At 72.2% G+C, this 12,716-nt stretch carries 8 protein-coding genes and 1 riboswitch; of the genes, 4 read left to right on the forward strand and 4 right to left on the reverse strand.

The annotated features are described in order from the left end of the window. Positions 1-1,233, reverse strand: coding sequence for a sensor histidine kinase (locus EXU32_RS09365; RefSeq protein ID WP_165399631.1), 1,233 nt, complete (start codon positions 1,231-1,233; stop codon positions 1-3). 164 nt (positions 1,234-1,397) lie between these two features. Between EXU32_RS09365 and EXU32_RS09370 the strand changes: the two genes are divergently transcribed. After that, the gene (locus EXU32_RS09370; RefSeq protein ID WP_130629664.1) at positions 1,398-3,224 is read left to right on the forward strand and encodes an alpha/beta-hydrolase family protein; all 1,827 of its coding nucleotides are present in this window, start codon (positions 1,398-1,400) and stop codon (positions 3,222-3,224) included. Here the strand turns inward: EXU32_RS09370 and EXU32_RS09375 are convergent. Then, complete coding sequence (locus tag EXU32_RS09375; RefSeq protein ID WP_165399632.1) at positions 3,221-3,823, reverse strand: histidine phosphatase family protein; 603 nt, start codon at positions 3,821-3,823, stop codon at positions 3,221-3,223. The genes EXU32_RS09370 and EXU32_RS09375 overlap by 4 nt on opposite strands. A 38-nt stretch (positions 3,824-3,861) precedes the next feature. On the opposite strand from EXU32_RS09375, the gene EXU32_RS09380 reads away from it, so the two are divergent. From EXU32_RS09380 to EXU32_RS09390, 3 genes are all read left to right on the forward strand, one after another. Further along, complete coding sequence (locus tag EXU32_RS09380) at positions 3,862-5,331, forward strand: cobyric acid synthase (protein ID WP_130629666.1); 1,470 nt, start codon at positions 3,862-3,864, stop codon at positions 5,329-5,331. Further along, positions 5,328-6,161 (forward strand): precorrin-6A synthase (deacetylating), encoded by an 834-nt coding sequence (cobF, locus tag EXU32_RS09385; RefSeq protein WP_130629667.1) that lies wholly within the window; start codon positions 5,328-5,330, stop codon positions 6,159-6,161. Before EXU32_RS09380 ends, cobF begins: the two co-directional genes overlap by 4 nt. 408 nt (positions 6,162-6,569) lie before the next feature. After that, positions 6,570-7,130 (forward strand): hypothetical protein, encoded by a 561-nt coding sequence (locus EXU32_RS09390; protein ID WP_130629668.1) that lies wholly within the window; start codon positions 6,570-6,572, stop codon positions 7,128-7,130. Between the two features lie 7 nt (positions 7,131-7,137). Here the strand turns inward: EXU32_RS09390 and bluB are convergent, their stop codons facing one another. Both bluB and cobN read right to left on the reverse strand, forming a co-directional pair. Then, positions 7,138-8,880, reverse strand: a complete 1,743-nt coding sequence (bluB, locus tag EXU32_RS09395) for a 5,6-dimethylbenzimidazole synthase (protein ID WP_242612747.1) — start codon at positions 8,878-8,880, stop codon at positions 7,138-7,140. Then, complete coding sequence (gene cobN / locus EXU32_RS09400) at positions 8,877-12,548, reverse strand: cobaltochelatase subunit CobN (protein WP_130629669.1); 3,672 nt, start codon at positions 12,546-12,548, stop codon at positions 8,877-8,879. Before cobN ends, bluB begins: the two co-directional genes overlap by 4 nt. Before the next feature lie 79 nt (positions 12,549-12,627). Beyond that, positions 12,628-12,690, reverse strand: a riboswitch (cobalamin riboswitch). Positions 12,691-12,716: the final 26 nt, after the last annotated feature.

The raw sequence follows: 12,716 nt of genomic DNA on the forward strand, positions 1-12,716 counted from the left end.
CTACTCTCCCAGCCGCGGTCGGTCGGTGAGCGGCACACTCGCGGTCACCGCGAAACCACCCTCGGCGGTCGGCCCGGCGGTGAGGGTCCCGCCGACGGCCTCCACCCGGGTGCGCATGCCCGGGATGCCATTGCCTCCACCCCGCTCCCGGCTGCCCGCCGAGGACGAAGGGGAGGTCGCCACCGTGAGCAGGGCACCCGCGGGAGCGTCAGCCGGGTGGACGCGCACGAGGTCGACCCGGACGCTCGCGCCCGGCGAGTGCCGGCTGGCGTTGGCGAGCGACTCCTGGAGCACCCGGTGCAGGACGAGCCCGGTGCCGGGCGGGCAGTCCTCGTGGGGCAGGCCGAGGTGCCACGAGAGATCCATGCCAGCGGAGCGGGAGGACTCGAGCAGAGCGGGCAGTTCGGCGAGCGTCGGCTGAGGGGCCGTCTGCACGGGCGCCCCCTCCTCGCGGAGCACCCCGAGCACGCCGCGGACCTCCTGCAGCGCGGCCCGCGCCGACTCCTCGATGGCGACGAACTCTCCCTTCGCCTCAGGGGTGAGGTCGGCAACGCGATAGGGGGCGGTCTGCGCCTGCACGACGACCATCGACATGTGGTGGGCCACGACGTCGTGGAGCTCTCGGGCGATGCGGCTGCGCTCCTCGACGACGGCTCGACGGGCGCGCTCGACCTCGGTCTCCTCCTCCTGCACCGCAAGCGCTCGGCGGGAGAGGACGAGCCAGCGGGTGAGCAGACCGAAGGCCACGATGATCGCGGCGCCGAGCGCCCACGGCTTCATGCCGTCGGGCATCGCGGCGAGGAAGAGCAGGACCGAGCCCGCGAGGACCGCGGCGACCAGGCGCAGCTGCGCGTACATCGCGGCGACGAGGATCGCGGCGAGCAGGATGAGGAAGTGCACGACCGGCCACGGCATCGGCGCGTCCGCCAGGCGAGGCAACGGGATCCACACGAGGGCTCCGACCGCGCTCACCACCCACGCGACGAAGGGGGCCCGCCGCATGATGAGCAGCGGCGCCACCGACATCGCCGCGAGGAGCGGCATGACCGAGGCGGTGACGGCATGGCTCTGCGAGATCGTCGACCAGCCGATGATGAACATCAGGACGGCGAGCAGGGTCGCCGCGACGTCGGGGTGTGCCCTCGTTCCCCGCGTCAGCCATCGGGCCCCCCGACCGCTCTGCCGCAGGGCTCGACCCATCCGCTGACGGGCGGGTCTCGGGTTGTCGGGCATGGGACTCAGGCTACGGACCGGCAGGGGCCTCGTCGTCATACTCCGGAGCCATCCGAGGTCACCCTGAGGTAGCACCTCGGTGGTGGGGCGACCCCTGACGGCCACCTCAGGAGCGCTCTGGCGGGTGATGTGGCACGCGGTGGCCGACGGCGAGCTTCGGTCCCATGACGACAGCCCTCTCCCGCACCACCCTGCTGACCCTCCTCGCTGCCATGCTCTGGGCGGCCCTGATGATGGCGGGCAGGCCGCCCGCGGCGGTGCCCGACCCCGGGTCGAGCGCGGCGGTCGCCGCGCTGACCAGCCGGCCGGCGGACTGGGCAGCTGGCGCCGTGCCGGCAGGCTTCGTCACCGACCTCGGGTATGCGCCGCGCCTCGAGCGCGGCCGGCTGGTCAACCCCACCGGGTCGTGCTCCTCGCCCGTGCCGCTGCCGGCCGAGTTCGAGGGCCCGTGCCGGCAGCACGACCTGGGATATGACCTGCTGCGGCACGCGGCCCACAGGGGCGGCGCCCTGCCCACGGCGGCGAGGCAGCAGCTCGACGCCCAGCTCGTCGCCTCTGCTCGCGCGTCGTGCAACGGCCGCCAGGGGATCTCCCACGGCTGGTGCTCGGCATGGGCGGACATCGCCGGCTTCTTCGTCCGGGCCAACTCGGTCCGGCAGCACGACTCCGCTCCCCTGCCGGAGGACGCCCTGTCCCGCAGCGCGACGGGTGCGGGCGCGCTCACCCTCGTCGGCGGTGCCGGGACGCTCGTGCTCGGTGGGGTGCGGCTACGGCGCAGGGTCGACTGGTCGCGGCTGACGGTGCGGATGTCCGACCTCGCGCCCCGGGTCTCCGGTGCGAGCGCCGCGGTGGCGGGCTTCGCAGTGAGCATCGCCCCCGGGCACCTGCCCCACGGACCCGTCCTGCAGGGCGGTTTGACGGCGGTGCTCGTCGGCGCCAGCGTGCTCCTGGTGCGTGCGCTGCGGCCCGGCACGGCGCGGCTCGTCGCGCGCGGTCGCTCGTGGGCGCTGGTCGGCGTGCTGGCCATGGCTCTCGCGACGCTCGGCTGGGCGCAACCAGCCCTCTCCTCCCGGCGTCTGGCGATCGGGCTGCCACCCACCGACCTGACCTGGTGGGCGACGGTGGGCGCCGTGGTGGGGGCTGCGTGGCTGGCGGTCCGCTCCCTTCGCTGGGGGTGGTCGCGGCGAGGCACCGCGTGGCGCCCGGCTGCGGTCATCGCGATCGCCTCGACGGCGGTCTTCTCCGGCGGGCCGGTGCACGGCGTGGCCACCGCGCCGGAGGACCGGGTGCTGCTGCAGTCCTCCCCCGTCGGCGCCGTGCGGGTCTACGCCGAGATGCGCGGAGGGGAGGTCCCGGGCGACCGTGCGGAGCGCGCCGCCGACGACCTGGTGCAGGCGGGCGGTCTGGAGCGGGAGCACGTCGTCATCGCGGTCCCGACGGGCTCGGGGTGGATCAACCCGCAGGTCGTGGCAGGGCTGGAGGAGCGCTTCGGCTCGCAGGTGGCGACGGTGGGGATGCAGTACGACGACGCGCCCAGCTGGGTCTCCTACCTCGTCCGCCGGGAGGATGCCGTGGGTGCGACGGCGCAGCTCTTCGACGCGGTCACCGAGCGGGTGCGGGAGCTGCCTGCGGACCAGCGCCCGCAGGTCCACGTCCACGGGGAGAGCCTCGGGGCGACGGCTGGCCAGGCGATCTTCGGTGGACCCGACACACGCCGGGCGCACGAGGTCTGCTCGGTCCTGTGGACGGGCACGCCGGGCGACCACCGGGTGGGCCTGCCGCGGGAGGCTGCGGTCGCCAACGACGACGACCCCGTCGTGCACGCCTCGCCGCGCGACCTCCTGCTCCCACCGGGCGACGGCCGGCCGTGGGTGCCGGTGCTGAGCGCCGTGCACGAGGCCGCTGACCTCGTGGGGTCGCTCGACGTGCCCGACGGCAACGGTCACCGATACGGACCCGACACAGCAGATCGGCTGGAGACCTGCCCCTAGTCGACGACGGAGTGCGTGGTGATCGAGCCGGGAGCGATCGGCTCGTCCCAGTCGATGTCGCGGTGCGATGTGGAGCGCAGCCAGGCCAGGGCCGCCCGGATCGTGTGCTCGTGGCTGACGACGACCAGGCGGTCGGGCTGCTCGATGAGTGCGGGAGCAAACCACTCACCGACGCGCTCGTAGACGTCCTGCATCGACTCGCCACCGCCCCAGCGCACCTCGCTGATGTGCGTGTCGTCCGGCACCGACTGCTCGCGCAGGGAGTCGGACCGCTGCCCCTCCAACTCACCGAGAGCCTGCTCCCGCAGACCCGCCTCGTGCCGGACGGAGGCGCTCCACCGCAGGGGGCGCAGCGCGACGGAGATGATCTCGGCGGTCTGCAGGGCACGCACCAGGTCGCTGGTCCACAGGTCGAGGGAGTGCTCGCGCCGCGGCGGTCCTGTCAGGGCACTGAGGGTGAGTCCCGCTCGGGCTGCCTGGGCCCGCCCCTCGTCGGTGAGCACCGCCTGGTTGGGGCCCCGGTGGGCGCCCTGGACGAGACCGTCACGGTTCCACGTCGACTCACCGTGACGGATGAGGTGCACGTGTGTCGGGCTCACGCAGCCCACGCTATCGGCGAACCGTAGAGTGGCGGCTCGTGAGCGGACTGCTGATCACCGGGACCTCCTCCGACGCGGGCAAGTCTCTCGTCGTGACGGGGCTGTGTCGAGTCATCGCCCGGCGCGGGATCTCGGTCGCGCCCTACAAGGCGCAGAACATGTCCAACCACTCGATGGTCTGCCGTGACGGCTCCGAGATCGGGCGCGCGCAGTACCTGCAGGCGCAGGCCGCGGGTGTCGAGGCGACGTCCGCGATGAACCCGGTCCTGCTCAAGCCGGGCAGCGACCGGCGGGCGCACGTGGTCGTGCGCGGGCGGCCGGCCGGCGAGCTGATGGCCGGCGAGTACGCGACGGGTCGTCGCCACCTGGCGGAGGCGGCCTTTGCCGCCTACGAGGAGCTCGCCGGGGAGCACGAGGTGATCGTCTGCGAAGGTGCCGGCTCCCCCGCCGAGATCAACCTGCGAGCCGGCGACTACGTCAACCTCGGTCTGGCGCAGCGGTTTTCGCTGCCCACGGTGCTCGTCGGGGACATCGACCGCGGAGGGGTACTCGCGGCGCTCTACGGCACGTGGGCGCTCGTCTCGGACGAGGACCGGCCGCTGCTGCGCGCCTACCTGATCAACAAGTTCCGCGGGGACGCCTCCGTGCTGGAGCCGGGCCTTGAGGAGATCAGCCGGCGCACGGGCATGCCGAGCCTCGGGGTGCTGCCGTGGCTGCAGGACGTGTGGCTGGACTCCGAGGACTCCCTGTCGATGGGCGCCTGGGGCGATGCCGCGGATGGCGTCCCCGAGGACCGGCGCCTGTCGGTGGCCGTCGTCCGTCTGCCGCGCACGTCCAACGGGACGGACGTCGACGCGCTGGCCGCCGAGCCGGGGGTCGACGTGAGGGTCACCGTCGACGCCGACCACGTGCGCGAGGCGGACCTGCTCGTGCTGCCCGGGTCCCGGGCGACGATCTGCGACCTGGCGTGGCTGCGACGGACCGGACTGGCGGACATCGTGCTCGACCGCGCCCGTCGCGGTGCGCCGGTGCTCGGGGTCTGCGGCGGGTACCAGATGCTGCTCGACGAGATCGTCGACGACGGGATCGAAGGGGGCGAGTCCACCTCTACCACAACCGTCCGCGGCCTCGGCCTGCTGCCCGGTCGGGTCGTCTTCCACGAGGACAAGGTGCTCGCGCGACCGAGCGGTGCATGGCGCGGCCATGAGGTGGACGGCTACGAGATCCACCACGGGGTCGTCGCGCCGACCGGCGGTGAGGACTTCCCCGGCGGGCACGCCGTGGGCGCCGTGCGCGGGTCGATCTGGCACGGCACCCTGGAGTGCGACGACTACCGCCGAGCACTGCTCGCCGACGTGGCCGCGATGACCGGGTCGACGTGGTCCGCGAAGCCGGGGGCGGCCCCCTTCGCCGCACGTCGTGAAGGCATGATCGACACTCTCGCCGATGCCCTCGAGACCCATGTCGACGTCGACGCCATCATCACTCTCGCGAAGGAATCCCGTTGAGCGACAACGCAGCCCGCCGGATCCACGTCATCGGCATCGGCGCCGGCTCCCCCGGGCACGTGACCGCGGAGGCAGCCGCTGCGCTGGCCGAGGTCGACGTCTTCCTCGTCGCGGACAAGGACGGAAGCAAGGACGAGCTGGTCGCGGTGCGGCGGGCGATCTGCGACCGGTTCATCCCCGCAGAGCATGCCTACGAGTTCATCACCGTGCCCGATCCGAAGCGCGGTCCGGATGCCGACCGCGACAGCGCTGAGTACGCACAGGGGGTGCGCGACTGGCACGCGGCCCGCACCGACGCCTACGTGCGGATCATCGAGGGGCTGCCGACCGACGCGGTCGTGGGCTTCCTCGTGTGGGGCGACCCCGCCTTCTACGACAGCACCATCCGCATCGTTGACGCGATCGGCGAACGCATCGCGACCGCGGTGCGGGTCATCCCCGGGATCTCCGCCTTCCAGACGCTGGCTGCGGCGCACGGGATCGTGCTTCACCGCGTCGGGGAGCCCATCCACGTCACGACAGGACGCCGACTCGTCGACGAGTGGACCCGTGCGGAGGCTGCCGACCTGTCACTCGGCACCGTCGTCGTCATGCTCGACGGCCACCTGCACTGCCGCGAGCTCGCGGCCACCCATCCGGACACGGTCATCCACTGGGGCGCCTACGTCGGCATGCCGCAGCAGGAGCTGCGCTCCGGGCGGCTCGCCGACGTCATCGACGAGATCGTCGAGCTGCGCGCCCGGCTGCGCGAGAGGCACGGTTGGGTCATGGACGTCTACGCCCTTGGGTCCGCATCCGCGCCGGTCCATACCGGCGGAAGGCTTGCGTGAGTAGTGGGATCGTGCAGCAGGCAGAATCCTTGACGTCGGACAACGACCCTTCTACTATCCCGGTCTACGGGTCCCGAAGCGTAGGGGCCGCGCCTCGAGGGGGAGCCGTTCTACGAGCCACCTGCGTATCAGTCTTGAGTGTCCTCTTCTTCGTGGGAGGGCTACCAGTCCAAGCCCACTCCGGCCCCGCGTCCACTTCAGGACAGCTGCGTTCGAGCATCGCCATGACCCCTACCGCAGAGTGGCGTTGGTACTACACCAATTACTTTCTTCCAAACAAAGTTGCAACAATCGAGGCTATGCAATGACGACGCCTGGACATCCCGGATACGTGTATGGCATCAGTTCCTATACCTGTGTGTTGCCCTCCGGAGAGCAAGTGGTCCATGAGGGTCTTGGACTGATCAGGTGACAGCGGAGTCAGCGGCACGCCGCTGCGTCATCACGCCCGGCCACGAGGTGGTCGTCTCCGGGGAGCTCACCGGCGGAGAGAGCCCGTCGGTATGGGTTCATCAGGGATTCGGTCTCACCGGCCGTGTCGAGGGTGGCCGAGTCCCGCTGACGGGCGAGAACCTCACGCCCGGGTTGGGGCGCGTCGCCGGTCTCTGGGACGGCTTCGGGATCACGCCGGCGAGGCCAACCTCCGTCATCCATGATCACGACGCACCGCCCGTGGTGCTCACCGCATCCGAGAGGCTCCCTGGTCCCCAGGACCTGACCGACACCGAGCGCGAGAGCGCGATGGACGAGGTGTTCTCCCGCTCCGGGAGCCGGTTGCTCGGCTTCGGTGGGACCTCGCACAGCACCTTCGCGTGCCTGCTCTTCGTGGACTCCGCCTTCGTCGACTGGTGGCTCGACGTCACGACCCTGCGCATCGACCTGTCAGTCGCGATGCTCCCGTCCTCGCTGTGGGACGACTCGGGGAGGCTGCCACCCGGTGTCATGCCGGGTGCGCACGCCCGACCGTGAGGTCGCTTCAGCGGGTGCGGGCGGCCAGGCGGCGGATGGCGAGGCCCTGGAGGACCATCGAGGCGGCGAGGCAGGCACCGACGCCCTCGCCGGAGCGCAGCCGCAGGTCGAGCAGGGGCTCGAGGCCGAGCTCGCGCAGGACGAGGGCATGGGCGCGCTCGCGACTGACCTGACCGGCAAGCAGGTAGGCCTGCGTCGCCGGCTCGATCCGGCTGGCGATGACGCCCGGCAGTGATCCCGCCAGTCCGTCCAGAACCACCGGGGCGCCTGCGGCAGCAGCACCGAGGGTGACCCCCGTGAGCAGGGCGATCTCGGGACCCCCGACCTTCGCGAGGAGGCGAAGGGGGTCTGACTCACCCTTGGTCCGGGCCAGCGCAGCAGCGACGACGTCGCGCTTGCGCGCGACCATGTCGGCGTCCGAGCCGGAGCCGAGGCCGACGGCGTCCTGGGGTTCGAGGTCGAGCAGGGCGCAGACGAGCGCGGCAGCAACCGTCGTGTTGCCGACGCCGACCTCGCCGAGGCAGACGAGCCCGCTGGCTGCGGCCTCGCGACCGATCTCGCGGCCCGCCGCGACGAGTGCCGCGACGTCGGCGTCGCTCATCGCGTCGGTCGCCGCGAGGTCGCCCCGTTCCCCCGCGGGCCGCGCGTCACGCGCGCCTGGGATCGCGTGTGCCACACCGCAGTCGGCGGCGATGACCGCCAGCCCGGCGCCAGCAGCGGACGCCGCGCCGAGCGAGGTCCCGGCCACCGTCGCGGCGAGCACGTCACGCGTCGTCGCGATCGGAAAGGCACTGACGTCGAGATCTGTCACCGGGTGATCCGCACCGGCCAGCACGAGGGTGCCGCCCGTGAGGTCGTGGGCGCCGACGGCGAGCACCCGGTTGAGTGCCCGGTCGAGGACACCCAACGAGTCCGGCGGCGACAACAGCTCGTCGGCTGCATCGGTCGCACCGACGAGTCGCTCCGGCTCGGGGCCTCGCAGGTGTGAGACCGGCTGCTGCGGGGCCGACTCGTCGGCAGGCCACCGGTCGCGGATGACGACCTGCTCGAGGGGAGTCTTCCGCGACCACGCCGCCCGCTCCAACCCCGGCGACGGGGGGCGCTCGTCGGGCCACCCCAGGCAGAGCCAGCCGAGCGTCACGACGCCCTCGGGCAGGCCGAGCAGGTCAGCGAGCTCGTCGGGGTCGAAGAGGGTCACCCACCCCATGCCCAAGCCGTGGGCGCGGGCGGTGAGCCACATGTTTTCGATCGCGGTGGCGCAGGACCACATGTCCGCGTCGGGGAAGGTCGCCCGACCGAGCACACCCGTTGCGGGAGTGCGTCGGTCGCACGCGACGACGATCCCCACGGGCGCCTCGCGCAGACCCTCGAGCTTGAGGTCGAGCATGCGCGCGGCGCGCTCGGAGGCCAGGTGCGCGGCCTGGTCGACCCGCGCCCTGTCGGCCATCGCGGCAGCCCGGTCACGGGTCGTGGGGTCGGTGACGACGATGAAGCGCCATGGCTGCGAGTGGCCGACGCTCGGGGCGCGGTGACCGGCCTCGAGGACCGAGGTGATCAGGTCCTCCGGCACCGCGTCGGGGCGGTAACGGCGGATGTCCCGGCGCCCGGCGACCACGGCGGCCAGCGCCTCGGTGACGGACTCCCCCATCGCCCAGCCCGACGGGTCATCGCGCCGCTGCGCGGCACTGCTGGTGTCACCGATCGTCGGGACGGGTCGGGCATAGCGGGCCCGACCCCCTTCGTCACTCACTCGTCATCCTCCAGATCACCCTCGATGTCGAGGTAGACCTGCTGCATCGCCCGCATGACGTCGCTATCGGGCTCCTCCCACAGGCCGCGGTCGGCGGCCTCGGTGAGCTTCTCCACGATCCCGCGCAGGGCCCACGGGTTGGCGCGGCGCATGAAGTCCTGGTTGGTCTCGTCGAGGACGTAGTCCTTGGCGATGCGGTCGTACATCCAGTCGTGCACGACCCCGGCCGTGGCGTCGAAGCCGAAGAGGTAGTCGACCGTCGCCGCCAGCTCGAAGGCTCCCTTGTACCCGTGCCGCTGCATGGCCGAGATCCACCGCGGGTTGACCACGCGCGAGCGGAAGACGCGGTTGGTCTCCTCCTGCAGCGTGCGGGTGCGCACCGCGTCCGGGGAGGTCGAGTCGCCGACATAGGCCTTGGGCTCGGTGCCGGTCAGCGCGCGCACGGTCGCGACCATACCCCCGTGGTACTGGAAGTAGTCGTCGGAGTCGAGGATGTCGGACTCGCGGTTGTCGACATTCTTCGCCGCGACCTGAATCCGGCGATAGGTGCGCTCCATGTCCTCGGCGGCGGGCTTGCCGTCGAGGTCGCGGCCGTAGGCGAAGCCGCCCCAGACGGTGTAGACCTGCGCGAGGTCGTCGTCGCTGCGCCAGTTGCCCGACTCGACCACCTGGAGGATGCCCGCCCCGTAGGAGCCCGGCTTGGAGCCGAAGATCCTGGTGCGAGCGCGGCGCTCGTCACCGTGGTCGGCCAGGTCGTCGGCGGTGTGCGCGCGCACCGGGTTGTCCTGCGGCGACTCGTCGAGCCCGGCGACCAGCTCGACCGCATCGTCGATGAGGGCGATGACGTGCGGGAAGGCATCGCGGAAGAACCCCGAGATGCGCACGGTCACGTCGACGCGGGCACGGCCGAGCTCGGCGAGCGGGATGGCCTCGAGGCCGGTGACGCGGCGCGACTGCTCGTCCCACACCGGGGTCACGCCGAGCAGCGCGAGCACCTCACCGATGTCGTCACCGGACGTACGCATCGCGGAGGTGCCCCACATCGACAACCCGACCGAGGTGGGCAGCTCACCCGTCTCCTCGCGGTAGCGCTCCAGCAACGAGTCGGCCATCGCCGTACCGGTCTGGTAGGCCAGCCGGGACGGGATCGCCTTGGGGTCGACGGAGTAGAAGTTGCGGCCGGTGGGCAGCACATTGATCAGCCCACGAAGGGGGGACCCGCTCGGCCCCGCAGGGACATAGCCGCCGTCGAGGGCGTGCAGCACCATGGCCAGCTCCCGGTCGGTCGCGGCCAGCCGCGGCACCACCTGGGTGGCGGCGAACTCGAGGACGGCAGTGACCTCGGCGGCGGTGGCTGCGTCGAGGGCGGGCTCCGCCTGGGCCACGATGCCGCTCGCCGCAAACGGGGACCAGCCGGTCGCGGCGAGGGCCTCGACGAGGTGACGGGCCCTCCCTTCGACAGCGTCGGTCTCGGTGGAGGAGGCGTCCTCGGCGAGGCCGAGCGCGGACCGCAGGCCGGGCACGGACCCGACCTGGCCGGAGAAGACCTGCGAGGCGCGCAGGACAGCCAGGACGAGGTTGACGAGCTCTTCGCCCTGCGGCGCCTGGCCGAGGACGTGCAGACCATCGCGGATCTGCACGTCCTTGATCTCGCAGAGCCAGCCGTCGACGTGCATGACGAGGTCGTCGAAGCCGTCCGCGTCATCGAGGTCGACGTCCTCGAGGCCGAGGTCGACGTGCATCTGCGCGGCGTGGATCAGCTGCCAGATCTCGCCGCGCAGGGCCGGCGCCTTGGCCGGGTCCATCGCGGTGACATTGCCGTACTCGTCGAGCAGCTGCTCGAGCCGGGCGATGTCGCCGTAGGACTCGGCGCGGGCCATCGGCGGGACGAGGTGGTCGACGATCGTCGCGTGCGCGCGGCGCTTGGCCTGGGTGCCCTCCCCCGGGTCGTTGACGAGGAAGGGGTAGACCAGCGGCAGGTTGCCGAGCGCTGCGTCGGTGCCGCACGAGGCGGACATCGCGAGGTTCTTGCCCGACAGCCACTCGAGGTTGCCGTGCTTGCCGACGTGCACGATCGCGTGCGCGCCGAACTCCTCCTCGATCCAGCGGTAGGTCGCGAGGTAGTGGTGGGTGGGCGGCAGGTCGGGGTCGTGGTAGATCGCGATCGGGTTCTGCCCGAAGCCTCGCGGGGGCTGCACGAGCAGGGCGACATTGCCGCGCACGATGGCTGCGGTGACGATCTCGCCCTGCGCGTCCTGGGTGGTGTCGACGAAGACCTCACCGGGTGCGGCGCCCCAGTGCTGCGTCATCGCCTCGCGCAGGTCGGCCGGGCAGCGGTCGAACCACTCGCGGTAGCGGTCTGCGGGGATGCGCACCTGGGCGCCCTCGACCTGCTCCTGGGTGAGCCACTCCTCGTCCTGGCCGCCGGCGGCGATGAGCTCGTGGATGAGGGCATTGCCGGACGTCGTGTCGGGGGCCTCGCCCTCGACCGAAGGGAGCGGGTCCATCCCGACGAAGCCGTCACCGACGTCGTAGCCCACCTCGCGCATCGCGCGCAGCAGCCGGATCGTCGAGACGGGGGTGTCCAGACCGACGGCATTGCCCAGGCGGGAGTGCTTGGTCGGGTAGGCGGACAGGACGACGGCGATCTTGCGCTCGGCCACGGGGGTGGAGCGCAGCCGGGCGTGGTTGACCGCGATCCCGGCGACGCGGGCGGCGCGCTCCGGGTCGGCGACGTAGTGCGGCAGGCCCTCGTCGTCGAACTCCTTGAAGGAGAAGGCGACCGTGATCAGGCGACCGTCGAACTCGGGGACGGCAACCTGGGTCGCGACGTCGAGTGGGCTCATCCCGTCGTCGGAGTCCAGCCAGTCCTGGCGTCCCCAGGTGAGGCAGAGGCCCTGGAGGATCGGGATGTCGAGAGCGGCGAGGGCCTCGACGTCCCAGGCCTCGTCGTCCTCACCGGCGGAGGCGGTCGCGGGCTTGGTGCCACCGGCCGCAAGGACCGTGGTGACGAGCGCGTCGAGGGTGCCGAGGTGCTCCAGGAGCCCGTCGGGGGCGTCGCGCAGCGAGGCGGAGTGGATCACCACGCCCTGGCCACCAGCCGCATCGATCGCGTCGGCCAGCGCGTGGGCGTAGTCGGTGTTGCCGGCGGCGTACTGGGCACGGTAGATGAGCACCCCGACGCGGGGGCGCCGGCGGGCGGTGTCGCCGGGGGCCGTGTCGAGGGCGGCGGGCTCCTCGCGCTCGAGGACTCCCCACTGGGGCAACGCTGCCGGCGCCTCGAAGCCTTCGCCGGTGAGCAGCAGGGTGTCACCGAGGAAGGCGTGGAGCTGCGCGAGGTTGGTCGGGCCCCCTTCGGCGAGGTAGCGGTGGGCCTCCGCGGCAGTGCCCGGCGGGACGGTCGAGAGCTCCATGAGCGCGGCGTCCGGCTCCTGGGTGCCGCCGAGGACGACGAGCGGGGCGGTCGCGGCGCGCAGCTCGTCGAAGCCCTCCCACAGGCCCTGCGGGCTGCCGAGGTAGCGGACCACCACGATGTCGGCGCCCTCGACCCGTGCGGCGATCTGCTCGCCGGTCAGGCGAGCGGGGTTGGCGACGACGTAGTCGACGCCCGCGCTGCGCGCGCTCAGCAGGTCGGTGTCGGAGGTGGACAGCAGGGCGACGGTCGTCACGTCGTGAGCTCCTTGAGCGGGGTTCCGCGCCCCGCGGTCGAGAGGGACCCGAGCGTGCGCCCGGGCCGGCCGACCCGACGTGTCTGACTCGCGAAGTGCTCGCTCACAGTGGCGGGACCGTCCCGGACTTGCACCGGGTTCCGACGACATCGGCCGTGGGCAGCCTAA

It is taken from the genome of Janibacter limosus (genome assembly GCF_004295485.1).
Classification (GTDB): Bacteria; Actinomycetota; Actinomycetes; order Actinomycetales; family Dermatophilaceae; genus Janibacter; species Janibacter limosus_A.

What these genes read in the sequence shown, in the direction of transcription:
- EXU32_RS09370 (WP_130629664.1), top strand. Translation starts at nt 1,398, where the DNA reads ATGACGACAGCCCTCTCCCGCACCACCCTGCTGACCCTCCTCGCTGCC.
- EXU32_RS09365 (WP_165399631.1), bottom strand. Translation starts at nt 1,233, where the DNA reads ATGCCCGACAACCCGAGACCCGCCCGTCAGCGGATGGGTCGAGCCCTG.